This is a genomic window from Burkholderia sp. KBS0801, assembly GCF_005937855.2.
Lineage (GTDB): Bacteria > Pseudomonadota > Gammaproteobacteria > Burkholderiales > Burkholderiaceae > Burkholderia > Burkholderia ambifaria.
The window spans coordinates 3,003,362-3,028,475 of record NZ_CP042177.1 but is presented as its reverse complement, the minus strand read 5'-3'; the positions used below and the strand labels follow the sequence as shown (position 1 = coordinate 3,028,475).

At 66.7% G+C, this 25,114-nt stretch carries 20 protein-coding genes; 18 read left to right on the top strand and 2 right to left on the bottom strand.

What is annotated here, in order from left to right; all coding sequences use genetic code 11:
• Window positions 1-4 precede the first annotated feature (4 nt).
• The gene (ilvA, locus tag FFI87_RS14395) at window positions 5-1,528 is read right to left on the bottom strand and encodes a threonine ammonia-lyase, biosynthetic (protein ID WP_138847166.1); all 1,524 of its coding nucleotides are present in this window, start codon (window positions 1,526-1,528) and stop codon (window positions 5-7) included.
• A gap of 575 nt (window positions 1,529-2,103) precedes the next feature.
• On the opposite strand from ilvA, the gene FFI87_RS14385 reads away from it, so the two are divergent.
• The 18 genes from FFI87_RS14385 (at window position 2,104) to FFI87_RS14300 (ending at window position 24,202) form a co-directional block, all read left to right on the top strand.
• Window positions 2,104-6,126, top strand: coding sequence for a DUF3683 domain-containing protein (locus FFI87_RS14385; protein ID WP_138847167.1), 4,023 nt, complete (start codon window positions 2,104-2,106; stop codon window positions 6,124-6,126).
• An 85-nt stretch (window positions 6,127-6,211) separates the two neighbouring features.
• Window positions 6,212-6,655, top strand: a complete 444-nt coding sequence (locus FFI87_RS14380) for an HIT family protein (protein ID WP_011657904.1) — start codon at window positions 6,212-6,214, stop codon at window positions 6,653-6,655.
• Window positions 6,652-7,065 carry a gamma-butyrobetaine hydroxylase-like domain-containing protein gene (locus tag FFI87_RS14375; protein WP_011657903.1) on the top strand — a complete coding sequence of 138 codons (414 nt, stop codon included), beginning with the start codon at window positions 6,652-6,654 and terminating at the stop codon, window positions 7,063-7,065. Before FFI87_RS14380 ends, FFI87_RS14375 begins: the two co-directional genes overlap by 4 nt.
• 52 nt (window positions 7,066-7,117) lie before the next feature.
• Window positions 7,118-7,849, top strand: coding sequence for a bifunctional demethylmenaquinone methyltransferase/2-methoxy-6-polyprenyl-1,4-benzoquinol methylase UbiE (gene ubiE / locus FFI87_RS14370; RefSeq protein ID WP_011657902.1), 732 nt, complete (start codon window positions 7,118-7,120; stop codon window positions 7,847-7,849).
• Window positions 7,850-7,890: 41 nt separating this feature from the next.
• Complete coding sequence (locus FFI87_RS14365) at window positions 7,891-8,925, top strand: Tim44 domain-containing protein (RefSeq protein ID WP_012364691.1); 1,035 nt, start codon at window positions 7,891-7,893, stop codon at window positions 8,923-8,925.
• A gap of 162 nt (window positions 8,926-9,087) precedes the next feature.
• Window positions 9,088-9,714, top strand: coding sequence for an SCP2 domain-containing protein (locus tag FFI87_RS14360; RefSeq protein WP_012364690.1), 627 nt, complete (start codon window positions 9,088-9,090; stop codon window positions 9,712-9,714).
• A 13-nt stretch (window positions 9,715-9,727) separates the two neighbouring features.
• The gene (gene ubiB, locus FFI87_RS14355) at window positions 9,728-11,305 is read left to right on the top strand and encodes a ubiquinone biosynthesis regulatory protein kinase UbiB (protein ID WP_012364689.1); all 1,578 of its coding nucleotides are present in this window, start codon (window positions 9,728-9,730) and stop codon (window positions 11,303-11,305) included.
• Window positions 11,306-11,322: 17 nt separating this feature from the next.
• Window positions 11,323-11,949: an SAM-dependent methyltransferase gene (locus FFI87_RS14350; protein WP_138847169.1), complete on the top strand. Its 627-nt coding sequence runs from the start codon at window positions 11,323-11,325 to the stop codon at window positions 11,947-11,949.
• Window positions 11,950-12,045: 96 nt separating this feature from the next.
• The gene (locus FFI87_RS14345) at window positions 12,046-12,381 is read left to right on the top strand and encodes an FmdB family zinc ribbon protein (RefSeq protein ID WP_138848456.1); all 336 of its coding nucleotides are present in this window, start codon (window positions 12,046-12,048) and stop codon (window positions 12,379-12,381) included.
• A 61-nt stretch (window positions 12,382-12,442) separates the two neighbouring features.
• Complete coding sequence (locus FFI87_RS14340; RefSeq protein ID WP_006751501.1) at window positions 12,443-13,093, top strand: DUF502 domain-containing protein; 651 nt, start codon at window positions 12,443-12,445, stop codon at window positions 13,091-13,093.
• 67 nt (window positions 13,094-13,160) lie between these two features.
• Window positions 13,161-14,963 (top strand): aspartate--tRNA ligase, encoded by a 1,803-nt coding sequence (gene aspS, locus FFI87_RS14335; RefSeq protein WP_006477843.1) that lies wholly within the window; start codon window positions 13,161-13,163, stop codon window positions 14,961-14,963.
• Between the two features lie 157 nt (window positions 14,964-15,120).
• Complete coding sequence (gene nudB / locus FFI87_RS14330; RefSeq protein WP_126228487.1) at window positions 15,121-15,615, top strand: dihydroneopterin triphosphate diphosphatase; 495 nt, start codon at window positions 15,121-15,123, stop codon at window positions 15,613-15,615.
• Window positions 15,612-16,886 (top strand): cardiolipin synthase ClsB, encoded by a 1,275-nt coding sequence (gene clsB, locus FFI87_RS14325; protein WP_138847170.1) that lies wholly within the window; start codon window positions 15,612-15,614, stop codon window positions 16,884-16,886. The genes nudB and clsB overlap by 4 nt, the downstream gene beginning before the upstream one ends.
• Before the next feature lie 189 nt (window positions 16,887-17,075).
• On the top strand, window positions 17,076-17,675 hold the full coding sequence (locus FFI87_RS14320; RefSeq protein ID WP_006751498.1) for a TetR/AcrR family transcriptional regulator: 600 nt from the start codon (window positions 17,076-17,078) through the stop codon (window positions 17,673-17,675).
• A gap of 56 nt (window positions 17,676-17,731) precedes the next feature.
• Window positions 17,732-19,519 (top strand): acyl-CoA dehydrogenase C-terminal domain-containing protein, encoded by a 1,788-nt coding sequence (locus FFI87_RS14315; protein WP_012364684.1) that lies wholly within the window; start codon window positions 17,732-17,734, stop codon window positions 19,517-19,519.
• 113 nt (window positions 19,520-19,632) lie between these two features.
• A complete protein-coding gene (locus FFI87_RS14310) occupies window positions 19,633-22,068 on the top strand; it encodes a 3-hydroxyacyl-CoA dehydrogenase/enoyl-CoA hydratase family protein (protein WP_138847171.1) in 2,436 nt (811 codons plus the stop codon).
• 75 nt (window positions 22,069-22,143) lie between these two features.
• Window positions 22,144-23,343 carry an acetyl-CoA C-acyltransferase gene (locus tag FFI87_RS14305; RefSeq protein WP_011657892.1) on the top strand — a complete coding sequence of 400 codons (1,200 nt, stop codon included), beginning with the start codon at window positions 22,144-22,146 and terminating at the stop codon, window positions 23,341-23,343.
• 91 nt (window positions 23,344-23,434) lie between these two features.
• A complete protein-coding gene (locus tag FFI87_RS14300; protein ID WP_138847172.1) occupies window positions 23,435-24,202 on the top strand; it encodes an enoyl-CoA hydratase in 768 nt (255 codons plus the stop codon).
• Window positions 24,203-24,262: 60 nt separating this feature from the next.
• On the opposite strand, the gene fdhD is transcribed toward FFI87_RS14300, so the two are convergent.
• Window positions 24,263-25,087, bottom strand: a complete 825-nt coding sequence (gene fdhD, locus FFI87_RS14295) for a formate dehydrogenase accessory sulfurtransferase FdhD (protein ID WP_012364681.1) — start codon at window positions 25,085-25,087, stop codon at window positions 24,263-24,265.
• Window positions 25,088-25,114 lie beyond the last annotated feature (27 nt).

Below are 25,114 nucleotides of genomic sequence, written 5' to 3'. Positions count from 1 at the left end.
AGCCTTACGACAGGAAGAGCCGATACGCCGGATTGGCGCTCTCTTCGACATACGGATAGCCGAGCGCCGCGAGGAAGCGTTCGAACTCGGCGCGATCGGCCTGCGGCACCTGCAGCCCGACGAGGATCGAGCTGTAGTCTGCACCCTGGTTGCGGTAATGGAACAGGCTGATGTTCCAGTCCGGCGCCATCGACGACAGGAACTTCATCAGCGCGCCCGGCCGTTCCGGGAATTCGAAGCGGAACAGGCGTTCGTCGAGCGCGAGCGGCGAGCGGCCGCCCACCATGTAGCGGATGTGTTCCTTCGACAGCTCGTCGTGCGTCAGGTCGACGGTCTTGAAGCCGTGCGACTCGAAGTTCGCGGCGATCTCCGCCGATTCGCCGCGCCGCTTGATCTGCACGCCGACGAAGATATGCGCGGCCTGCGCATCGGCGATCCGATAGTTGAACTCGGTGACGTTGCGTTCGCCGACGAGCGAGCAGAAGCGCTTGAAGCTGCCGCGCTCCTCGGGGATCGTGACCGCGAACACGGCTTCGCGCGCCTCGCCGACTTCCGCGCGTTCGGCAACGAAACGCATCCGGTCGAAGTTCATGTTCGCGCCGGACGTGACCGCGACGAGCGTCTGGTTCTCGATCCCTTCGCGTTCCGCGTAGCGTTTCGCACCCGCGACCGCGAGCGCGCCGGACGGCTCGAGCACGCTGCGCGTGTCCTGGAACACATCCTTGATCGCCGCGCACAGCGCGTCGGTGTCGACCGTCACGACGCCGTCGAGGAATTCGCTGCAGAGCCGGAAGGTTTCCTCGCCGACGAGCTTCACCGCGGTGCCGTCCGCGAACAGGCCGACTTCGCTCAGCTCGACCCGCTCTCCTTTCTCCAGCGACTGCGCCATCGCACATGAATCCTCGGCCTGCACGCCGAACACCTTGATCTCCGGCCGCACCGCCTTCACGTACGCGGCCACGCCGGCCGCGAGGCCGCCGCCGCCGATCGGCACGAAGATCGCGTGAATCGGGCCCTGGTGCTGCCGCAGGATTTCCATCGCGATCGTGCCCTGGCCGGCGATCACGTACGGATCGTCGAACGGGTGGACGAACGTGAGGTCGCGTTCGGCCTGTACCTTCACGGCATGCGCATACGCATCGCTGTACGACTCGCCCGCCTGGATCACCTCGACGCTCGGGCCGCCGTGCGCACGCACCGCGTCGACCTTCACCTGCGGCGTCGTGACGGGCACGACGATCACGGCCTTGATGCCCATCCGGGCAGCCGAGAACGCGACGCCCTGCGCGTGATTGCCGGCCGATGCCGTGATCACGCCGCGCGCGAGCGCGTCGGCCGGAATGTGCGCCATCTTGTTGTACGCGCCGCGCAGCTTGAACGAGAACACCGGCTGGTTGTCCTCGCGCTTCAGGTAAACGGGGTTGCGCAGTCGGGCCGACAGGTTGCGGGCGGGTTCGAGTTCCGTCTCGAGCGCGACGTCGTAGACGCGCGCGGTGAGGATTTTCTTCAGGTAATCGTGGGATGCCATGGGCGCTCGCGTGCGGTGCGGAAGCAGACGGTAAAAGGTCAATGATAGCGCCAAGGGTCCGCCCGCACGCAAGCGGCATGCCGGGCGCACCGTCGCGAAACCGCGGCGGCGGCCGTGTTTGCGGCGCGACGCGTCCCTGTTTACCGGCTTAACCGCATGGTTACCGACCGGACGGACGGCAAATGCCGCTGCGAATTCGTGCCGAACCAGGCCTGGTGCGGGTTGCGGCGAAAGCCCCACGACCTGTCCGGCCTGTCACGGACGGCGCGATCATGGGTTAGAATTCTGTTTTGAATCAAGGATCGGAAGATGCAGAGGCACCCTCGGATCGCCCCGTTGAAGCCGACGCCGCGCGCAGCCAGCCCTGCGGCGGAACGGCATGCGCGCCGCGCGCGATCGTGCTGATGGCTCCGAGTGCCGCCAGGCCCTGCCAACCCGGAACGGTGAGTCCAGACCCGCTCCGGCCCCATGCGAAATAATCGCGCGCCTGGCAACAGAACAGATTTCCCCAAGATTGCGCCTACGCGCTTGCCGACGCCCGTGCACGGTGTATCGGCCCTCCGAGTCGTCCGAACATGAACGCACCACAAGTTTTCGATCCGCATGGCGCGGCCGCCGCCGTCGCCGCCGACCCCGCGCCCCGACTGCGCGAGATTCCCTATAACTACACGTCCTTCTCCGACCGCGAGATCGTGATCCGCCTGCTCGGCGCGGACGCGTGGTCGGTGCTCGACGAGCTGCGCGCCGAACGCCGCACGGGCCGCTCGGCCCGGATGCTGTATGAAGTGCTCGGCGACATCTGGGTCGTGCGCCGCAACCCGTACCTGCAGGACGACCTGCTCGACAACCCGAAGCGCCGCGCGCTCCTGATCGAGGCGCTGAACCACCGCCTGACCGAGATCGGCAAGCGCCGCCGCGCCGACCTCACCGCGCACCACGACGACGCCGGCCGCGAACGCGCGGAACGTGTCGAGATGCTCGAGGCCGCCGCGCAGCGCGCGGTCGACGAATTCGCCGACGAATTCGACAAGATGGCCGACCTGCGCCGTCGCGCGACCAAGGCGCTCGGCCGCTGCACGCAGAAGGACAACATCCGCTTCGACGGGCTGTCGCGCGTGTCGCATGTGACCGATGCGACCGACTGGCGCGTCGAATACCCGTTCGTCGTGCTGACCCCCGATACCGAAGCCGAGATCGCGGCGCTGATCAAGGCGTGCTTCGAGCTCGGCCTGACCGTGATCCCGCGCGGCGGCGGCACCGGCTACACGGGCGGCGCGGTGCCGCTCACGCCGTTCTCCGCGGTGATCAATACCGAGAAGCTCGAACAGCTCGGCGCGGTCGAGCTTACCGAACTGCCGGGCGTCGCGCACAAGGTGCCGACGATCTTCTCCGGCGCGGGCGTCGTCACGCGCCGCGTGACGGAAGCGGCCGAAGCGGCCGGCTACGTGTTCGCGGTCGATCCGACCTCGCTCGACGCATCGTGCATCGGCGGCAACGTCGCGATGAACGCCGGCGGCAAGAAGGCCGTGCTGTGGGGCACCGCGCTCGACAACCTGGCCTGGTGGCGGATGGTCGACCCGGAGGGCAATTGGCTCGAAGTCACGCGCCACGAGCACAACCAGGGCAAGATCCACGACATCGCGGTCGCGCGTTTCGAGCTGAAGTGGTTCGACGGCGCATATGCGCCGGGCGAGAAGCTGCTGAAGACCGAGATGCTCGAGATCGAAGGCCGCCGGTTCCGCAAGGAAGGCCTCGGCAAGGACGTCACCGACAAGTTCCTCGCCGGCCTGCCGGGCGTGCAGAAGGAAGGCTGCGACGGGCTGATCACGTCCGCGCGCTGGGTGCTGCACAAGATGCCCGCGCACACGCGCACCGTCTGCCTCGAATTCTTCGGCCAGGCGCGCGAGGCGATCCCGAGCATCGTCGAAATCAAGGACTACCTGTTCGAGACGTCGAAGCAGGGCGGCGCGATCCTCGCGGGCCTCGAGCACCTCGACGAGCGCTACCTGCGCGCGGTCGGCTACGCGACCAAGAGCAAGCGCAACGCCTTCCCGAAGATGGTGCTGATCGGCGACATCGTCGGCGACGACGCCGATGCGGTCGCGCAAGCGACGTCCGAAGTGATCCGGATGGCGAACGGCAAGAGCGGCGAAGGCTTCGTCGCCGTCAGCGCGGAGGCGCGCAAGCGCTTCTGGCTCGACCGCAGCCGCACGGCCGCGATCGCGAAGCACACGAACGCGTTCAAGATCAACGAGGACGTCGTCATCCCGCTGAACCGGATGGGCGAGTACACCGACGGCATCGAGCGGATCAACATCGAGCTGTCGCTGAAGAACAAGCTGCAGCTGGTCGACGCGCTCGAGGCGTTCTTCCGCGGCGGCAACCTGCCGCTCGGCAAGACCGACGACGCGAACGAGATCCCGAGCGCCGAGTTGCTCGAGGATCGCGTGCAGCAGGCGCTGGAGTTGCTCAAGCGCGTGCGTGCCCGCTGGGAATTCGTGCGCGACCGCCTCGACCAGCCGCTGCGCGAGGCGCAGCACTACCTCGTGCAGCTCGGCTACGAGGCGCTCGCCGAGAAGTTCGCCGACCGTGCTGACGACCAGCCGGGCGCGACCGTGTTCCACATCACGCAGGACCGCACGGTCCGCATCTCGTGGAAGCAGGAGATTCGCGCGGAGCTGCGCGCGATCTTCAACGGCGGCGCGTTCAAGCAGATCCTCGACGAAGCGCAGGCGATCCACAAGCGCGTGCTGCGCGGCCGCGTGTTCGTCGCGCTGCACATGCACGCGGGCGACGGCAACGTCCACACCAACATCCCGGTCAACTCCGACAACTACGAGATGCTGCAGGACGCGCACGCGTCGGTCGCACGCATCATGAAGCTCGCGCGCTCGCTCGACGGCGTGATCTCCGGCGAGCACGGGATCGGCATCACGAAGCTCGAGTTCCTGACCGACGACGAGATCGCCGAATTCCGCGCGTACAAGCAGCGCGTCGACCCGCACGGCCGCTTCAACAAGGGCAAGCTGCTCGACGGCGCCGACCTGCGCAACGCGTACACGCCGAGCTTCGGGCTGATGGGCTACGAGTCGCTGATCATGCAGCAGTCCGACATCGGCGCGATCGCCGATTCGGTGAAGGACTGCCTGCGGTGCGGCAAGTGCAAGCCGGTGTGCGCGACCCACGTGCCGCGCGCGAACCTGCTGTACAGCCCGCGCAACAAGATCCTCGCGACCTCGTTGCTGGTCGAGGCGTTCCTGTATGAGGAACAGACGCGCCGTGGCGTGTCGATCAAGCACTGGGACGAGTTCAACGACGTGGCCGACCACTGCACGGTGTGCCACAAGTGCGCGACGCCGTGCCCGGTGAAGATCGACTTCGGCGACGTCACGATGAACATGCGCAACCTGTTGCGCAAGATGGGCAAGAAGAAATTCAACGCCGGCAATGCGGCGGGCATGTTCTTCCTGAACGCGACCAACCCGCAGACGATCAACCTCGCGCGCGGCGCGATGATGGGCGTCGGCTACAAGGTGCAGCGCTTCGCGAACGACATGCTGAAGAAGGTCGTGACGAAGCAGACGCAGCATCCGCCGGCGACGGTCGGCAAGCCGCCCGTGGTCGAGCAGGTGATCCACTTCGTCAACAAGAAGATGCCGGGCAACCTGCCGAAGAAGACGGCGCGCGCGCTGCTCGACATCGAGGACAACAAGATCGTGCCGATCATCCGCAACCCGAAGTCGACCACCGTCGATTCGGAAGCGGTGTTCTACTTCCCGGGCTGCGGCTCCGAGCGCCTGTTCTCGCAGGTCGGCCTCGCGACGCAGGCGATGCTGTGGGAAGCGGGCGTGCAGACGGTGCTGCCGCCGGGCTACCTGTGCTGCGGTTATCCGCAGCGCGGCTCGGGCCAGTACGACAAGGCCGAGAAGATCGTCACCGACAACCGCGTGCTGTTCCACCGGGTCGCCAACACGCTGAACTACCTCGACATCAAGACGGTGGTCGTGTCGTGCGGCACCTGCTACGACCAGCTTGCAGGCTACGAATTCGACAAGATCTTCCCGGGCTGCCGGATCATCGACATCCACGAGTTCCTGCTCGAGAAGGGGATGAAGCTCGACGGCGTGACGGGCACGCGCTACATGTATCACGACCCGTGCCACACGCCGATCAAGACGATGGATCCGGTCAAGCTCGTCAACGAGCTGATGGGCGCGGAGAAGGACGGCTACAAGATCGAGAAGAACGATCGCTGCTGCGGCGAATCGGGCACGCTCGCGGTCACGCGTCCTGACATCTCCACGCAGGTCCGCTTCCGCAAGGAAGAGGAAATCCGCAAGGGTGCCGCGAAGCTGCGCAGCATCCCGGTCGTGGCCGGCGACGCGCCGGCGCAGGCCGCCGCCGCGAACGGCCCGGACGTGAAGATCCTGACGAGCTGCCCGTCGTGCCTGCAGGGCCTGTCGCGCTACAACGAGGACGCGAACATCGAGGCCGACTACATCGTGGTCGAAATCGCGCGCCAGGTGCTCGGCGAGAACTGGATGGCCGACTATGTCGCACACGCGAACAATGGCGGGATCGAGCGCGTGCTGGTCTAATGCGGGCATGACGACCGCCCGACCGGGCTTGGGATGAGCGGGCGCCGGCGCATGAGCGCCGGCGCCCGTGCACATGGGAGCGACGATGGAATGCGTGTTTTGCCGTGAAGACGGCGGCGAGGTGCTCTGGCAGGACGACATGCTGCGCGTCGTCCTCGCGGCGGGCGAGCACGACTACCCGGGCTTCTGCCGGGTGATCTGGGGCGCGCACGTGGCCGAGTTCTCCGATCTCGGCGAGCCCGAGCGGGCACACCTGATGCGCATCGTGTATGCGGTGGAGCGTGCGGTGCGCCGCGTGATGCAGCCGAACAAGGTGAATCTCGCGAGCCTCGGCAACATGGTGCCGCACGTGCACTGGCACGTGATCCCGCGCTTCTCGAACGACGCCCATTTCCCGCAGCCCGTCTGGGCGCCGCGCCAGCGCAGCGTGTCCGAGGCGCTGCTGCGCTCGCGCGCGGCGCAGGCCTCGCTGCTGCACAATGCGGTGCGCGAGGAAATTCAACGAACGACCGATTCGAGGCAGCCATGAGCGGTTTGACTTCCACGACGCCGATTCCGTCCGGCGTCGTCGTGCACGCGGTGTCGCGCGTGCTCGAATTGCAATACCCGAACGGAGAGAACTTCCGGATCCCGTTCGAGCTGATGCGCGTCTATTCGCCGTCGGCCGAGGTGCGCGGCCACGGGCCCGGCCAGGAGACGCTGCAGACCGGCAAGCGCGAGGTGACGATCACCGCGCTCGAGGGCGTGGGCAACTACGCGCTGCAACCGACGTTCTCCGATGGCCATTCGACCGGCATCTACTCGTGGGATCTGCTGTACGAACTGGCGACGCAGCAGGACGCGCTGTGGCGCGACTATTTCGACAAACTGAAGGCGGCGGGCGTCGAGCGCGACGCGCCGATGCAGGCGGCACCCGCGCCGCACGGCCACTGCCACTGAAATCGACGGCGCCCGCTCGGCGCCGTCTTGCCATTTACTGAGGATCAACGCGATGAGTAAAACCCACTTCGGCTTCGAAAGCGTCGAGGAAACCGAAAAAGCGAAGAAAGTGGCGGGCGTGTTCCATTCGGTCGCGAGCAACTACGATCTGATGAACGACCTGATGTCGGCCGGCATGCACCGCGCGTGGAAGGCGTTCACGATCGCGCAGGCCAACGTGCGCCCCGGCTTCAAGGTGCTCGACATCGCGGCCGGCACGGGCGACCTGACGAAGTCGTTCGCGAAGGCGGCCGGGCCGACGGGCGAAGTCTGGCACACCGACATCAACGAATCGATGCTGCGCGTCGGCCGCGACCGGCTGCTCGACAAGGGCATCGTGACGCCGTCCTTGCTGTGCGACGCGGAGAAAATTCCGTTTCCGGACAACTACTTCGATGTGGTCACGGTCGCGTTCGGGCTGCGCAACATGACGCACAAGGACGCCGCGCTCGCCGAGATGCGCCGCGTGACGAAGCCCGGCGGCCGCGTGATGGTGCTGGAATTCTCGAAAGTCTGGGATCCGCTGAAAAAAGCGTACGATCTGTATTCTTTCAAAGTATTACCGTGGCTTGGCGACAAGTTCGCGAAAGATGCTGAAAGTTACCGGTATCTTGCTGAATCTATCCGGATGCACCCCGATCAGGACACGCTGAAGACGATGATGGAACAAGCGGGCCTCGATGCCGTCAAATATTACAATTTGTCAGGTGGCGTGGTAGCTTTACACCTAGGAACCAAGTACTAAGGGGTTCTTCCCATACATTCGTCTTACATCTGGAGAAACTGATGTCCGAATCGCGTTCGTTGTTCAACCGTAGCAAGCCGTCGAAGCCGTGGGCTCGACGGGCCGGCACGCTGCTGATGGTCGGCCTGCTCACGGCCGGCACGTTCGCATCGCTCGACGCCGAGGCCAAGCGCATGGGCGGCGGGCGCAGCATCGGCCGTCAGAGTTCCACCGTCACGCAGCGTCAGGCCACGCCGCCCGCGCAGCAGCCGATGCAGCAGGCCGCACCGAATCAGGCGCAGCGCGCGAACCCGGCCGCCCCGGCGCCGGCCGCGCAGCCGAACCGCTCGCGCTGGCTCGGGCCGATCGCCGGTCTCGCGGCCGGCCTCGGCATCGCGGCGCTGCTGTCGCACTTCGGCCTGGGCGGCGCGTTCGCGAGCATGATGGCGAACGTCATCGTGATCGCACTGCTCGCGATGATCGGCATCTGGCTGGTCCGCAAGTTCATGAACCGCCGCCGTTCGCAGGAGCCGGCATATTCGGTCGGCGGCTCGGCATCGTCGTCGGGTGGCTACTCGCAAAGCCCGTCGTTCCAGCAGGGCAGCACCGGCAACAACTATGCGGGCAGCGGCAGCAGCTATGCGAACGAAGCGCAAGGCGTGTTCGGCGGCGGCGCAGCGGCTGCCGGTGCGGCGGGCGCGATGGCGGCCGCACCGCTGCAGGTGCCGGCCGGCTTCGACACCGAAGCGTTCCTGCGTAGCGCGAAGGTCTACTTCGTGCGCCTGCAGGCGGCATGGGACCAGGGCAACCTGGCCGACATCCGCGAGTTCACGACGCCTGAAATGTTCGCCGAGATCAAGATCGATCTCGATTCGCGCGGCAACGAAGCGAACCAGACCGATGTCGTGCAGCTCGACGCGGAGCTGGTCGCGATCGAGGATCGCGGCATCGAGCAGTCGGCGAGCGTGCGCTTCCACGGGCTGATCCGCGAGTCGGCGAATGCGCCGGCCGCGCCGCTCGACGAGGTGTGGAACCTGTCGAAGTCGGGCAGCCAGGGCTGGCTGCTCGCGGGTATCCAGCAGATCAACACGCACTGAGCGTGGCCGGCGGCCGGCTTGCCGGCTGCCCGGGCGACGGTCGTCGCACTGCGACCGCTTGCCGCCCGGGTGTGCGGTTGGCCGCGGTCTGCCGACGATCCGACGTTACAATAGAAACCCGCGTAGGCGCCCGGCCTGCGCGGGTTTTTCTTTCCCAGCCCGATGACCTTTGCCGCCAAGCCTTTTGCTGCTGCTGTCAATCACCTGCTCGCGCGCGAATCGTGGGCGCGCGACCGCCTGATCCCCTACGCGGGCAAGACCGCCCGGCTCGACGTGCCGCCCGTCACGCTCACGCTGCTCGTGCAGCCCGACGGTTATCTGTCCGCGGTGGACGCGCACGATGCGCAACACGTCGACGTGTCGATCGCGCTCGCGGGCGACACGCTCGCCGCGTTCCTGCAGGGCGGCCAGCCGGCCGTGATGAAGCACGTGAAGATCGAGGGCGACGCGGAGTTCGCGACGCAGATCGCGAAGCTGGCCGAGCACCTGCGCTGGGAACCTGAAGAAGATCTCGCGAAGCTGGTCGGCGACGCGGCGGCGCACCGGATCGCGACGGTCGTGCGCGACGCCGGCGCGCGCGCGCGCCGCACCGGCCGCAACGTGCTCGATTCCGTCGCCGAGTACTGGCTCGACGAGAACCCGCAAGTCGTTCGGCGCACGGTGCTCGGCGGCTTCGACGCCGAACTGGCGCGTGCGCGCGATGCGCTCGCACGGGTCGAAAAACGGATCGAGCGACTCGAACAAAAAATCGGCGCGCGCACGGGTTCCGGCCCGCGCGGCGCGCACTGAGGGGCCGCAGGGCATGCGCATTTTCCGTTTCATCAAGATTGTCTACACCGTCATCCGCTTCGGCCTCGACGAGGTGATGCTGTCCCGGATCGACGACCGGCGCGTGAAGCTGCTGCTGCGGCTCACGACGATCGGCCGCCGCTATTCCGACCCGCCCGCCGTCCGGCTGCGTCACGCGCTCGAGAGCCTCGGCCCGATCTTCGTGAAGTTCGGCCAGGTGCTGTCGACGCGCCGCGACCTGCTGTCGGTCGATTTCGCGAACGAACTCGCGAAGCTGCAGGACCAGGTGCCGCCGTTCGATTCGGCTGTCGCGATAGCGATCATCGAGAAGTCGCTCGGCGCGCCGGTCGACGAGCTGTTCGACGAATTCGAGCGCGAGCCGATCGCGAGCGCGTCGATCGCGCAGGTGCATTTCGGGAAGTTGAAGCAGGGCGTGCACGCGGGCAAGGCCGTCGCGGTCAAGGTGCTGCGCCCGAACATGCTGCCGGTGATCGATTCCGACCTCGCGCTGATGCGCGACATCGCGACGTGGACCGAGCGCATGTGGGCCGACGGCCGGCGCCTGAAGCCGCGCGAAGTGGTCGCCGAATTCGACAAGTACCTGCACGACGAGCTCGACCTGATGCGCGAGGCCGCGAACGGCAGCCAGCTGCGCCGCAACTTCGCGGGCCTCGACCTGCTGCTCGTGCCCGAGATGTTCTGGGATTTCTCGACGTCGCAGGTGCTCGTGATGGAGCGCATGACCGGCGTGCCGATCAGCCAGGTGGAGACGCTGCGCACCGCGGGCGTCGACATCAAGAAGCTCGCGCGCGAAGGCGTCGAAATCTTCTTCACGCAGGTGTTCCGCGACGGTTTCTTCCATGCGGACATGCACCCGGGCAACATTCAGGTGAGTCTCGATCCGAAGACTTTCGGCCGCTATATCGCGCTCGATTTCGGGATCGTGGGCGCCTTGTCGGATTTCGACAAGAACTACCTCGCGCAGAACTTCCTCGCGTTCTTCAAGCGCGACTACCACCGCGTCGCGACACTGCACCTCGAATCGGGCTGGGTGCCGCCCGAGACGCGCGTCGAGGAACTCGAAAGCGCGATCCGCGCGGTGTGTGAGCCGTATTTCGACCGCGCGCTGAAGGACATCTCGCTCGGCCAGGTGCTGATGCGCCTGTTCTCGACGTCGCGCCGCTTCAACGTCGAGATCCAGCCGCAGCTCGTGCTGCTGCAGAAGACGATGCTGAACGTCGAGGGGCTCGGCCGCTCGCTCGACCCCGAACTCGACCTGTGGAAGACCGCGAAGCCGTATCTCGAGCGCTGGATGACCGAGCAGATCGGCCTGCGCGGCTGGTACGAGCGCTTCAAGGTCGAGGCGCCGCAGTGGAGCAAGACGCTGCCGCAACTGCCGCGCCTGATCCACCACGCGATGGCGGCGCGCCACGATGCGCCGCGTGCGGCGAGCGAGGACCTGATGCGTCAGGTCCTCATCGAGCAGAAACGGACCAACCGGCTGTTGCAGGCATTGCTGATTTTCGGTCTTGCCGTCGGCGTCGGGGCGCTCGTCGCGCGCGTGCTGCTCGCGCTCGCGTACGGCGCGTGACCGAAAGGAGCCGCGCGATGTCCGAACCGAAGCAACCGTCCACGCCGGGCGCCGCCGATTTCGCGACGCGCGACCCGAGCGACGCATCGTTCTGGGACGAGCGTTTCGCGCGCGGCGTGACGCCGTGGGAATTCGGCGGCGTGCCGGCCGGCTTTCGCGCGTTTGCGCAGCGGCTCGGCCCGTGCGCGGTGCTGATTCCCGGCTGCGGCAGTGCGCAGGAGGCCGGCTGGCTCGCGCAGGCCGGCTGGCCCGTGCGCGCGATCGATTTCGCCGCGCAGGCGGTGGCGGCCGCGAAGGCGCAGCTCGGCGTGCATGCGGACGTCGTCGAGCAGGCCGATTTCTTCGTGTATCGGCCGCCGTTCGACGTGCAGTGGGTGTACGAGCGCGCGTTCCTGTGCGCGCTGCCGCCGAGCCTGCGCGCCGGCTATGCGGCGCGGATGGCCGAACTGCTGGCCGCCGGCGCGTTGCTGGCCGGTTATTTCTTCGTGACGAAGAAACCGAAGGGCCCGCCGTTCGGCATTGAGCGCGCCGAACTCGATGCGCTGCTCGCGCCGCACTTCGAGCTGATCGAGGATCTGCCCGTGACCGATTCGCTGGCCGTGTTCGAAGGACACGAGCGCTGGCTCACGTGGCGCCGTCGCTGAAGCCCGGTGCGTCGCGGCCGTTGCCGGAGCGCGCCGGGGTTTCGGATATAATTCAAGGTTTTGCAAGCCGTTTCCAGTTTCCGCGGGAAAAATATCATGCCGATCTACGCCTATCGATGCGAAGCGTGCGGTTTCGCGAAGGACATGCTCCAGAAGATGAGCGACGCGCCGCTGTCGCAGTGCCCCGAATGCGGGAAGGATGCTTTTCGCAAGCAGGTCACCGCCGCCGGCTTCCAGCTGAAGGGCTCCGGCTGGTATGTCACCGATTTCCGCGGTGGCTCGGGCGGCACCAGCGCGCCGGCGACGGCAACGGGCGAAGCGGGGGCTGCGGCACCCGCCGCCGCGGCGCCGGCGGCAGCCGCCACGAGTTCCGAAAGTACGACGACGAGCGCCGCGCCGGCCCAGGCTGCGGCGCCCGCCGCCGGCAGTTGACAGTCGCGGCCCGTCCGGGCCGCGTCCACACCGCGCTTCCGGCGCGGTTCATTGACGGCAGATGATGAAAAAGACGACCCTGAAATCGGTGTTTCTGACCGGCCTGCTGGTTCTCGTCCCGCTCGCGATCACGCTGTGGGTGCTCGGTCTCATCATCGGCACGATGGACCAGACGCTGCTGCTGCTGCCCGAATCGTGGCAGCCGGAGCGGGCGCTCGGCTTCCGCCTGCCGGGGCTCGGCGCGGTGCTGACGCTCGCGTTCATCTTCGTCGTCGGGCTGGCCACGCAGAACTTCATCGGCCAGAAGCTCGTCACGTGGTGGAACGCGGTCGTGCGTCACATCCCGGTCGTCGGGCCGATCTACACGAGCGTCAAGCAGGTGTCGGACACGCTGCTGTCGAGCAGCGGCAACGCGTTCCGCAAGGCGCTGCTGATCGAATACCCGCGTCGCGGCTCGTATACGATCGCGTTTCTGACCGGCGCGCCCGGCGGCGACGTGGTCAACCATCTGACGGAAGAGTACGTGAGCGTGTACGTGCCCACGACACCGAACCCGACGTCGGGCTTCTTCCTGATGCTCCCGAAGAGCGAAGTCATCGAACTCGACATGTCGGTCGATGCCGCGCTCAAGTACATCGTCTCGATGGGCGTCGTGGCGCCTTCGGCGCCGGCTCCGGTGCCCGCCCGCCGCCCCGTCGAGCCGCCGCTGTAAGTAAAGAATCATCGCCCGGGCCGCGCGTTGCGGCACCCGTTGATCAAACCGAACGAAAGCAAACATCATGTCGATGCGTACTGAATACTGCGGTCTCGTGACCGAACACCTGCTGGGCCAAACCGTGTCGCTGTGCGGCTGGGTGCAGCGCCGCCGCGATCACGGCGGTGTGATCTTCATCGACCTGCGCGATCGTGAAGGCCTCGTGCAGGTGGTGTGCGACCCGGATCGCGCGGAAATGTTCGCGACCGCCGAAGGCGTGCGCAACGAGTTCTGCGTGCAGATCAAGGGTCTCGTGCGCAACCGTCCGGAAGGCACGGTCAACGCCGGCCTGAAGAGCGGCAAGATCGAAGTGCTGTGTCACGAACTGAACGTGCTGAATGCGTCGGTCACGCCGCCGTTCCAGCTCGACGACGACAACCTGTCGGAAACAACGCGCCTCACGCACCGCGTGCTCGACCTGCGCCGTCCGCAGATGCAGCACAACCTGCGCCTGCGCTACCGCGTCGCGATCGAAGCGCGCAAGTACCTCGACGAGCAGGGCTTCATCGACATCGAAACGCCGATGCTGACGAAGAGCACGCCGGAAGGCGCGCGCGACTACCTCGTGCCGTCGCGCGTGAACGCGGGCCAGTTCTTCGCGCTGCCGCAGTCGCCGCAGCTGTTCAAGCAGCTGCTGATGGTCGCGAACTTCGACCGTTACTACCAGATCACCAAGTGCTTCCGCGATGAGGACCTCCGCGCCGACCGCCAGCCGGAATTCACGCAGATCGACTGCGAGACGTCGTTCCTCGGCGAGCAGGAAATCCGTGACCTGTTCGAAGACATGATCCGTCACATCTTCAAGACGACGATCGACGTCGAACTCGACGCGAAATTCCCGGTGATGCCGTACTCGGAAGCGATGGCGCGTTTCGGTTCGGACAAGCCGGACCTGCGCGTGCAGCTCGAATTCACCGAGCTGACCGACGCGATGAAGGACGTCGACTTCAAGGTGTTCAGCACGCCGGCCAACGCGAAGGACGGCCGTGTCGCGGCGCTGCGCGTGCCGAAGGGCGGCGAGCTGTCGCGCGGCGACATCGACGGCTACACGGAATTCGTGCGCATCTACGGCGCGAAGGGCCTCGCGTGGATCAAGGTCAACGAGAAGGCGAAGGGCCGCGACGGCCTGCAGAGCCCGATCGTCAAGAACCTGCACGACGCATCGATCGCGGCGATCCTCGAGCGCACCGGTGCTGAAGACGGCGACATCATCTTCTTCGCGGCCGACCGCGCGAAGGTCGTCAACGACAGCCTCGGCGCGCTGCGCCTGAAGATCGGTCATTCGGAATTCGGCAAGGCGAACGGCCTCGTCCAGGCCGGCTGGAAGCCGCTGTGGGTCGTCGATTTCCCGATGTTCGAATACGACGACGAAGATGCGCGCTACGTCGCGGCGCACCACCCGTTCACGAGCCCGAAGGACGAGCACCTCGAATACCTCGAGACCGATCCGGGCCGCTGCCTCGCGAAGGCGTACGACATGGTGCTGAACGGCTGGGAAATCGGCGGCGGCTCGGTGCGTATCCACCGCGAGGAAGTGCAGAGCAAGGTGTTCCGCGCGCTGAAGATCGGCGCGGAAGAAGCGCAGCTGAAGTTCGGCTTCCTGCTGGACGCGCTGCAGTACGGCGCGCCGCCGCACGGCGGTATCGCGTTCGGTCTCGACCGCATCGTCACGATGATGGCCGGTGCCGACTCGATCCGCGACGTGATCGCGTTCCCGAAGACGCAGCGTGCGCAGGACCTGCTCACGCAGGCGCCGAGCCCGGTCGACGAGCGTCAACTGCGCGAACTGCACATCCGTCTGCGTCAGCCGGAACAGCCGAAGGCGTAACGCGTATCGCAGGTCGTGTGCACGGTGACGCGCGCACGACACCCCAACGAAACAGGCGCCGCGATGCGCCTGTTTCGTTTTTTGCGGTACAGTCGCAGCACTTGCCGCACGTTCGGGCACAGGCCCGGCGCACGGCCCTGTGCCGCATGAAACAAAGATGACGAAGCCGCCGAAAATTCCCGAATCCGTTCTCGTCGTGATCTACACGCCCGAACTCGACGTGCTGGTGATCAAGCGTGCCGACCAGCCCGATTTCTGGCAATCGGTGACCGGATCGAAGGACGCGCTCGACGAGCCGCTCGCGCTCACGGCCGCGCGCGAAGTCGCCGAGGAAACCGGCATCCTGGTCGGTACGCACGACGTGCCGGCCACCGCGCTGATCGACTGGCACCACCAGATCGAATACACGATCTATCCGCAATACCTGCATCGCTATGGGCCGGGCGTCACGCGCAACGTCGAGCACTGGTTCGGCCTGTGCGTGCCGCACCGCGTCGACGTGACGCTGTCGCCGCGCGAGCATGTCGACCATGCATGGCTGCCGTACCGCGAAGCGGCCGCGCGCTGCTACTCGCCGTCGAACGCCGAGGCGATCCTGCAACTGCCCGTGCGCGTGTCGCTCGCGCGGGCGCCGCACGGCTCGTCCGCATGAATTCGGAAACCCGCAAGCGCTTCGCGCAATTGCGGCAGATGTTCCTGCAGGAACGCGGCTCCGCGTCGCGGCTCGCATTCACCGCCGGCAACACGGTGCGGTTGTGCACGACCGGCGGCGAATTCTTCCACGCGCTGATCGAGCGGATCGAGGCGGCGCGCGAGCAGGTGATGCTCGAAACCTACATCTTCTGTGACGATGCGGCCGGCCGCCCGGTGTCGGATGCGCTGATCCGGGCGGCGCAGCGCGGCGTGCGCGTGCGCGTGATCACTGACGGCGTCGGCACCGCGCGCCTGCCGCTGTTCGACACGTGGGCCGACGCCGGCGTCGAGCACTGTATTTACAACCGCTTCCTGTTCGGCCGCTTCGGCTTCTCGCGCACGCACCGCAAGCTCGCGGTGATCGATCATGCGGTCGCGTACTGCGGCGGCATCAACATCGTCGACGACTACACGCAGGGCACCGCGACGCTGCCATTTCCGCGCTGGGATTTCGCGGTCGAGATGGCCGGGCCGGCGGTGTCGGACGTGCGCGCCGCGTTCGAGCTGCAATGGCACCGGATCCAGTTCGGCCACAAGCCGTACGCGCAGTACGCGGCCGGCCTGCACGGCGGCGAGGCGTTCCCGGACATGTTCCGGCGCTGGATGCGCAGCCACCGATGGATCAAGGCCGGTGCGCTGCGGGTCGTCACCGAGCCGAGCGTCGCGTTCGTCGCGCGCGACAACGTCGTGAACCGCCGCGCGATCGAGAAGGCGTATCTCGCCGCGATCGGGCGGGCGCGACAGCGGATCCTGCTCGCGAACCCGTATTTCATGCCGGGCCGCAAGCTGCGCCGTGCGCTGACGGGGGCCGCGCGGCGCGGTGTCGACGTGCGGATCCTGATCGGCCGCAACGAGTTCACGGCGCTCGATACGGCCGTGCCGTTCCTGTATCACGCGCTGCTGCGCGCGGGCGTGCGCGTGGCGGAATACGACAAGACGATCCTGCACGGCAAGGTCGCGGTGATCGACGATAACTGGGCGACGGTCGGTTCGTCGAATCTGGACGCGCTGAGCCTGATGCTCAACAATGAGGCCAATGTCGTGCTGGTGCGCTACGATGCGCTCACCAACGAGCTGCGCGACGCGATCACGATCGCGTTCGCCGAAGGCCGCGAGATCGACGCCGCCCGCTACGCCGCGCGGCCGCGCATCGAGCGTATGCTGAACTGGCTCGCGTACAACACGTACCGCGTCGTGATGAAGGCGTTGACGGTCGGCGGTTACGACTAAGCGTCCGCTTCAAAAAATCTGTCCGCACGTTCGTGCGGAAAAGTCGCTCCGGCCCCGCCGGAATCGCGCAAAATAGCGGCTCGGTTAGACACCGGTTTCTAATAATTTCCTTGTTTCGCGAGCGGCCGCACTCAATAATAGTACGGCCGTTCGATTTTATTCGAACCCCCGAACGGTTAAGAAAAAGCTATGCGAAAAGGCGAACAGACGCGTGCCGCGATACTCGAAGCTGCTTTGGACCTCGCTAGCCGTGACGGGCTGGAGGGGCTGACGATCGGCCTGCTGGCCGAGCGCATGCAGATGAGCAAGAGCGGTGTGTTCGCGCACTTCGGATCGCGCGAAGACCTCCAGGTCGAGGTCGTCCGTGAATATCACCATCGTTTTGAAAACGAGGTGTTCTTTCCGAGCCTGCGCGAGCCGCGAGGCTTGCCGCGCCTGCGGGCGATGCTGGCTCGCTGGACGGAGAAGCGCATCCAGGAGGTGACGACCGGATGCATCTACATCAGCGGAGCCGTCGAGTACGACGACCGGCCTGACAGCCCCGTGCGCGAGCAGTTGATCGCAAGCGTGACGGCCTGGCGTGCCGCGATGCTGCGTGCCATTTCGCAGGCGAAGGAAGAAGGCCATCTGCGTGCGGATACCGATCCGGACCTGATGCTCTTCGAGTTGTACAGCTTCACGCTCGGCCTGCATCACGACGCACGCTTCCTGCATTCGCCGGATGCCGTGCGCCTCACGTGGGCCGCGCTGGAAAAGACGATCGTTTCGTATCAGAGCGAGAGCCGTTAGCGGCGCGTGACCCGCCCGCCAGGAGCTCGAGCCGTTTGCCCACTTTGGAGAGAGTCATGGGACAGTACGCCGCGCCGCTGCGCGACATGCAATTCGTGTTGCACGAGCTTCTGAACGTCGAAGCCGAGGTCAAGCAAATGCCGCGGCATGCGGACCTCGACGCCGACACGATCAACCAGGTTCTCGAGGAGGCGGGCAAGTTCTGCTCCGAGGTACTGTTCCCGCTGAACCAGGTCGGCGACCGCGAAGGCTGTACGTATGAAGGCGACGGGGTCGTGAAGACCCCGACCGGCTTCAAGGAAGCGTACCGGCAGTACGTCGAGGCCGGCTGGCCGGCGCTCGGCTGCGATCCGGACTACGGCGGCCAGGGCCTGCCCGCGTTCGTGAACAACGCGCTCTACGAAATGCTGAATTCGGCGAACCAGGCATGGACGATGTATCCGGGCCTGTCGCACGGCGCGTACGAATGCCTGCACGCGCACGGCGCGCCGGAACTGCAGCAGCAATATCTGCCGAAGCTCGTGTCGGGCGAATGGACGGGCACGATGTGCCTGACCGAGCCGCACTGCGGCACCGACCTCGGCATCCTGCGCACCAAGGCCGAGCCGAACGGCGACGGCTCCTACTCGATCAGCGGCACGAAGATCTTCATCTCGAGCGGCGAGCACGACATGTCGAAGAACATCGTCCACCTCGTGCTCGCGCGCCTGCCGGACGCGCCGCAAGGCACGAAGGGGATCTCGCTGTTCATCGTGCCGAAGTTCGTGCCGGACGCCGCGGGCGAGCCGGGCGAGCGCAACGGCATCAAGTGCGGCTCGATCGAGCACAAGATGGGCATCCACGGCAACTCGACGTGCGTGATGAACCTCGACAACGCGAAGGGCTGGTTGGTCGGCGAGCCGAACAAGGGCCTCAACGCGATGTTCGTGATGATGAACGCCGCGCGTCTCGGCGTCGGCATGCAGGGCCTGGGCCTGACGGAAGTCGCGTACCAGAACTCGCTGGCATACGCGAAGGAACGCCTGCAGATGCGCTCGCTGACGGGCCCGAAGGCACCGGACAAGCCGGCCGACCCGATCATCGTGCACCCGGACGTGCGTCGCATGCTGCTCACGCAGAAGGCCTACGCGGAAGGCGCGCGCGCGTTCACGTACTGGTCCGCGCTGCAGATCGACAAGGAACTGTCGCACGGTGACGAAGCGGTGCGCAAGGAAGCGGCCGACCTCGTCGCGCTGCTCACGCCGATCATCAAGGCGTTCCTGACCGACAACGCGTTCGAGTCGACCAACCACGCGATGCAGATCTACGGCGGCCACGGCTTCATCTCCGAGTGGGGCATGGAGCAGTACGTGCGCGACGCGCGGATCAACATGATCTACGAAGGCACGAACTCGATCCAGTCGCTCGACCTGCTGGGCCGCAAGGTGCTCGGCGACATGGGCGCGAAGCTGAAGAAGTTCGGCAAGCTCGTCACCGAATTCGCGGAAGCCGAAGGCGTGAAGCCGGAGATGGCCGAGTTCATCAACCCGCTCGCCGACATCGGCGACAAGGTGCAGAAGCTGACGATGGAAATCGGCATGAAGGCGATGCAGAACCCGGACGAAGTCGGCGCCGCCGCCGTGCCGTACCTGCGCACCGTCGGCCATCTGGTGTTCTCGTACTTCTGGGCGCGCATGGCGCGCATCGCTCTCGACAACGAAGCGTCGGGAGATCCGTTCTACAAGTCGAAGCTCGCGACGGCACGCTTCTATTTCGCGCGCCTGCTGCCCGAGACGGCAGCGACGATCCGCGCCGCGCGCGCCGGTTCGAAGACGCTGATGGAAGTCGACGAATCGCTGTTCTGACGCGAGTCGGGGCGGTGCGCGCCGCGCGCCGCCCCGACGCAACGGTTCCTGGTACTCACTTCGCCGTGCAGCCCTCACAACCCGCGCTGCACGACACTATCCGGAGACATCCCGTGAGCAATTTCCTGATTCGCAAGGTCGCCGTGCTGGGCGCCGGCGTGATGGGCGCGCAGATCGCCGCGCACCTCGTCAACGCGCGCGTGCCGGTGCTGCTGTTCGACCTGCCGGCCAAGGAAGGCCCGAAGAACGCGATCGCGCTGAAGGCGATCGAGAACCTGAAGAAGCTGTCGCCCGCGCCGTTCGGCGTGAAGGACGACGCGAAATACCTCGAAGCCGCGAACTACGAGGACGACATCGCGAAGCTCGCCGAGTGCGACGTCGTGATCGAGGCGATCGCCGAGCGGATGGACTGGAAGCACGACCTGTACAAGAAGGTCGCGCCGCACATCGCGCCGAATGCGATCTTCGCGACCAACACGTCGGGCCTGTCGATCACGAAGCTGTCCGAAGGTTTCTCGGAAGAGCTGAAGTCGCGCTTCTGCGGCGTGCACTTCTTCAACCCGCCGCGCTACATGCACCTGGTCGAGCTGATCCCGACCGCGCATACGCGTGCCGACATCCTCGATCAGCTCGAAACGTTCCTGACGAGCATCGTCGGCAAGGGCGTCGTGCGCGCGAAGGACACGCCGAACTTCATCGCGAACCGCGTCGGCATCTTCTCGATCCTCGCGGTGATCACCGAGGCCGCGAAGTTCGGCCTGCGCTTCGATGAAGTCGACGATCTGACGGGCAGCCGCCTCGGCCGCGCGAAGTCGGCGACGTTCCGCACCGCGGACGTGGTCGGCCTCGACACGATGGCGCACGTGATCAAGACGATGCAGGACAACCTCGCCGACGATCCGTTCTTCCCGGTCTACCAGACGCCTGCCGTGCTCGCCGAGCTGGTGAAGCAGGGCGCGCTCGGCCAGAAGACGGGCGGCGGTTTCTACAAGAAGGAAGGCAAGGCGATCAAGGTGCTCGACGCGAAGACGGGCACCTATGTGGATGCGGGCGCGAAGGCGGACGAAACCGTCGGCCGCATCCTGAAGCGCCCGCCGGCGGAGCGCCTGAAGCTGCTGCGTGAGACGGATCATCCGCACGCGCAGTTCCTGTGGTCGATCTTCCGCGACGTGTTCCACTACATCGGCGTGCATCTCGAGTCGATCGCCGACAACGCGCGCGACGTCGACCTCGCGATCCGCTGGGGCTTCGGCTGGAACGAAGGCCCGTTCGAAGGCTGGCAGGCCGCCGGCTGGAAGCAGGTCGCCGAGTGGGTGCAGGAAGACATCGCGGCCGGCAAGGCGCTCGCGAACGCGCCGCTGCCGTCGTGGGTGCTCGAAGGCCCGGTCGCCGAGCAGGGCGGCGTGCACACGGCCGAAGGCTCGTGGGCACCGGCGTCGAAGCGCTTCGTGCCGCGTTCCGACCTGGCCGTCTACGGCCGGCAGGTGTTCCGCGCGCCGCTGATCGGCGAAACCGGCGTCGACCCGAAGACGTACGGCAAGACGCTGTTCGAAACCGACGCAGTGCGTGCGTGGGTCGACGACCGTGCAGGCGAAGACGACGTCGTGATCGTGTCGTTCAAGTCGAAGATGAACACGATCGGGCCGAGCGTGATCGACGGCCTCGTGCAGGCGATCGAACTCGCGGAGAAGGATTACAAGGGCGTGGTGATCTGGCAGCCGACGTCGCTGAAGCTCGGCACGCCGGGCGGCCCGTTCTCGGCCGGCGCGAACCTCGAGGAGGCGATGCCCGCGTTCATGATGGGCGGCGCGAAGGGCATCGAGCCGTTCGTGAAGAAGTTCCAGGAAGGCATGCTGCGCGTGAAGTACGCGAACGTGCCGGTCGTCGCGGCCGTGTCGGGCATCGCGCTCGGCGGCGGGTGCGAGCTGATGCTGCACAGCGCGAAGCGCGTGGTGCACGTCGAGAGCTACATCGGTCTCGTCGAAGTGGGCGTCGGCCTCGTGCCGGCGGGCGGCGGCCTGAAGGAAGCGGCGCTGCGCGCGGCGGAGGCGGCCACGGCCGCGAACGCGACCACCGACATCCTGAAGTTCGTCACGAAGTCGTTCGAGAACGCGGCGATGGCGAAGGTGTCGTCGTCGGCGCACGATGCGCGCGCGATGGGCTACCTGAAGCCGTCCGACACGATCGTCTTCAACGTGTTCGAACTGCTCGACACCGCGAAGAAGGAAGCGCGTGCGCTGGCCGACGTCGGCTACCGCGCCCCGCTGCGCGCGAAGGACGTGCCGGTGGCGGGCCGCTCGGCGATCGCGACGATCAAGGCATCGCTCGTCAACATGCGTGACGGTCGCTTCATCAGCGATCACGACTACCTGATCGCGAGCCGCATCGCCGAAGCCGTGTGCGGCGGCGACGTCGAAGCCGGCAGCCTCGTCGACGAGCAGTGGCTGCTCGCGCTCGAGCGCCGTGCGTTCGTCGAGCTGCTCGGCACGCAGAAGACGCAGGAACGGATCATGGGCATGTTGCAGACCGGCAAGCCGGTGCGTAACTGAGTGAGCGAGTGCATAGCATGGGACCAGAGTAAGCGCTGAAGCGCCAACTCTGGTCGACAGGCCAAGGAGTTTCAAATGAGCAAACAATTGCAAGACGCATACATCGTCGCCGCCAGCCGCACCCCGATCGGCAAGGCCCCGCGCGGAGTCTTCAAGAACACGCGCCCCGACGAGCTGCTGGTTCACGCGATCCGGTCGGCGGTCGCGCAGGTGCCCGGCTTCGACACGAAGCTGATCGAGGACGCGATCATCGGCTGCGCGATTCCGGAAGCCGAGCAGGGCCTGAACGTCGCGCGCATGGGCGCGCTGCTCGCGGGCCTGCCGCAGACGGTCGGCGGCGTGACGGTCAACCGCTTCTGCGCGTCGGGCATCACGGCGCTGGCGATGGCGGCCGACCGCATCCGCGTCGGCGAATCCGATGCGATGCTCGCGGGTGGCTGCGAATCGATGAGCATGGTGCCGATGATGGGCAACAAGCCGTCGATGTCGCCGCACATCTTCGATCGCAGCGAAGACTTCGGCATCGCGTACGGGATGGGGCTGACCGCCGAGCGCGTCGCCGAGCAGTGGAAGGTGAGCCGCGAGGACCAGGACGCGTTCTCGGTCGAGTCGCACCGCAAGGCGCTCGCCGCGCAGCAGGCCGGCGAGTTCGGCGACGAAATCGCCGCGTACACGCTCACCGAGCGTTTCCCGAACCTCGCGACGGGCGAAGTCGACGTGAAGACGCGCGAGATCGCGCTCGACGAAGGTCCGCGCGCGGATACGTCGCTCGAAGGCCTCGCGAAGCTGCGCACGGTGTTCGCGAACAAGGGCTCGGTCACGGCCGGCAACAGCTCGCAGACGTCGGACGGCGCGGGTGCGCTGCTCGTCGTGTCGGAGAAGGTGCTCAAGCAATTCAACCTGACGCCGCTCGCGCGCTTCGTGAGCTTCGCGGTGCGCGGCGTGCCGCCGGAAATCATGGGCATCGGTCCGAAGGAAGCGATTCCGGCCGCGCTGAAGGCCGCGGGCCTGAAGCAGGACGATCTCGACTGGATCGAGCTGAACGAGGCATTCGCCGCGCAGTCGCTGGCGGTGATCCGCGATCTCGGCCTCGACCCGTCGAAGGTCAACCCGGTCGGCGGCGCGATCGCGCTCGGCCACCCGCTCGGCGCGACGGGCGCGATCCGCGCGGCGACCGTCGTGCACGGCCTGCGCCGCCGCAACCTGAAGTACGGGATGGTCACGATGTGCGTCGGCACCGGCATGGGTGCGGCGGGCATCATCGAACGCCTGTAGGCGGGACGCGACGACAAGCGACGACGGTGCGCGGGCCACGAGCTCGCGCACCGTTTTTTCATTCCGGTAGAGGACATCAAAGGAGACGGTTGTGGCCGAAATTCAAGTGGAACGCGCCGACGGCGTGATGACGATCACGATCGCACGCCCGGCGAAGAAGAACGCGCTGACGGCGGCGATGTACCAGGCGATGGCCGATGCGCTCGCCGACGCGCAGGAAGACAAGGCGATCCGCGTGATCCTGCTGCGCGGCAGCGATGGCAACTTCAGCGCGGGGAACGATCTCGAGGATTTCCTGAAGACACCGCCGAAGGACGAGAACGCGTCGGTGTTCCAGTTTCTTGCGCGGATCAGCCAGGCAAGCAAGCCGATCGTCGCCGCGGTGCCGGGCGTCGCGGTCGGCGTCGGCGTGACGATGCTGCTGCACTGCGACCTCGTCTACGCGGCCGACGTCGCGACGTTCTCGCTGCCGTTCGCGCAGCTCGGGCTGTGCCCGGAAGCCGCGTCGAGCGCGCTGCTGCCGCGGCTGGCCGGCCATCAGGTCGCGGCCGAGAAGCTGCTGCTCGGCGAAGCGTTCGATGCGCTTGAAGCGTACCGGATCGGCATCGTCAATCGCGTGCTGCCGGCCGCCGAGCTCGACGCATTCGCGGCGAAGCAGGCCGCGAAGCTCGCGGCGCTGCCGGCGTCGTCGCTGCGCGTGACGAAGGCGCTGCTGAAGGATACGGGCGGGGTCGCGGTAGCCGCGCGGATCGCCGAGGAAGCCGGCCATTTCTCCGCGATGCTGCGCGCGCCGGAAGCGCGCGAGGCGATGACGGCGTTCTTCGAGAAGCGCAAGCCGGATTTCCGTCAGTTCGACTGACCCGGCGGGCCGCGCCTGCACCGACCCGCCGGCGCGCCGGGACGGCAAGGACGGCCGGCGTCAGGCCGTGCCGTAATCGACGTGGCCGGTTTCGCGGCAGAAGCTGACGAGCCGCAGGCCGGCCGCCTTTGCAATCTCGATCGCGAGCGACGACGGCGCGGAGATCGTCGCGACCATCGGAATGCCGACCCGCGCCGACTTGCGCACGAGCTCGTAGCTGGCCCGGCTCGACAGGAACACGAAGCCGTCGGTCGCGTCCGCGCGTGCCAGCACGAGCGAGCCGATCAGCTTGTCGAGCGCGTTGTGGCGGCCGACATCCTCGAACGCCATCCGGATCGTGCCCGTTGCATCGCACCATGCGGCCGCGTGCAGGCCGCCGGTGAGCCGCGTGAGGGCCTGATGGGCCGGCAGCGCGTGGGCCGCGCGCGCGAGCGCGTCGGGCGCGAGGCGCGCGAGAAAGCCGGTGTCGGGCACCCGTTCGGGCGCGAGATCGAGCAGGTCGATGCTTTCGATCCCGCACACGCCGCAGCCGGTGCGCCCGGCGAGCGCACGGCGCCGGTCCTTCAGCGCGGCGAACGCCTGCTGGACGACTTCCAGGTGCACCTCCGCGTGCGGCAGCGCCGCGTCGGCGTGCAGGATCACGTCGATGTCCTTGATGTCGCTGCCGCGCTCGACGATCCCTTCCGAGATCGCGAAGCCGACCGCGAACGCCTCGAGGTCGCGCGGCGTGCACATCATCACCGCGTGCGAGATGCCGTTGAAGACCAGCGCGACCGGCCATTCCTGGCCGACGTAGTCGTGGGCCGTCTCGACCGCGCCGCCGCGCGTGCGGCGCACGGACAGCTCGATCGCGCCGCGCGGTTCTTCCGTTTCAGTCGGATTCACGAGTACTCCCGTTGATTCGAAGCAGGG

Excerpts from the sequence above, each read along its gene's own strand:
- ilvA (WP_138847166.1), bottom strand. The coding sequence starts at position 1,528 with ATGGCATCCCACGATTACCTGAAGAAAATCCTCACCGCGCGCGTCTAC.
- FFI87_RS14385 (WP_138847167.1), top strand. The coding sequence starts at position 2,104 with ATGAACGCACCACAAGTTTTCGATCCGCATGGCGCGGCCGCCGCCGTC.
- FFI87_RS14380 (WP_011657904.1), top strand. The coding sequence starts at position 6,212 with ATGGAATGCGTGTTTTGCCGTGAAGACGGCGGCGAGGTGCTCTGGCAG.
- FFI87_RS14375 (WP_011657903.1), top strand. The coding sequence starts at position 6,652 with ATGAGCGGTTTGACTTCCACGACGCCGATTCCGTCCGGCGTCGTCGTG.
- ubiE (WP_011657902.1), top strand. The coding sequence starts at position 7,118 with ATGAGTAAAACCCACTTCGGCTTCGAAAGCGTCGAGGAAACCGAAAAA.
- FFI87_RS14365 (WP_012364691.1), top strand. The coding sequence starts at position 7,891 with ATGTCCGAATCGCGTTCGTTGTTCAACCGTAGCAAGCCGTCGAAGCCG.
- FFI87_RS14360 (WP_012364690.1), top strand. The coding sequence starts at position 9,088 with ATGACCTTTGCCGCCAAGCCTTTTGCTGCTGCTGTCAATCACCTGCTC.
- ubiB (WP_012364689.1), top strand. The coding sequence starts at position 9,728 with ATGCGCATTTTCCGTTTCATCAAGATTGTCTACACCGTCATCCGCTTC.
- FFI87_RS14350 (WP_138847169.1), top strand. The coding sequence starts at position 11,323 with ATGTCCGAACCGAAGCAACCGTCCACGCCGGGCGCCGCCGATTTCGCG.
- FFI87_RS14345 (WP_138848456.1), top strand. The coding sequence starts at position 12,046 with ATGCCGATCTACGCCTATCGATGCGAAGCGTGCGGTTTCGCGAAGGAC.
- FFI87_RS14340 (WP_006751501.1), top strand. The coding sequence starts at position 12,443 with ATGATGAAAAAGACGACCCTGAAATCGGTGTTTCTGACCGGCCTGCTG.
- aspS (WP_006477843.1), top strand. The coding sequence starts at position 13,161 with ATGTCGATGCGTACTGAATACTGCGGTCTCGTGACCGAACACCTGCTG.
- nudB (WP_126228487.1), top strand. The coding sequence starts at position 15,121 with ATGACGAAGCCGCCGAAAATTCCCGAATCCGTTCTCGTCGTGATCTAC.
- clsB (WP_138847170.1), top strand. The coding sequence starts at position 15,612 with ATGAATTCGGAAACCCGCAAGCGCTTCGCGCAATTGCGGCAGATGTTC.
- FFI87_RS14320 (WP_006751498.1), top strand. The coding sequence starts at position 17,076 with ATGCGAAAAGGCGAACAGACGCGTGCCGCGATACTCGAAGCTGCTTTG.
- FFI87_RS14315 (WP_012364684.1), top strand. The coding sequence starts at position 17,732 with ATGGGACAGTACGCCGCGCCGCTGCGCGACATGCAATTCGTGTTGCAC.
- FFI87_RS14305 (WP_011657892.1), top strand. The coding sequence starts at position 22,144 with ATGAGCAAACAATTGCAAGACGCATACATCGTCGCCGCCAGCCGCACC.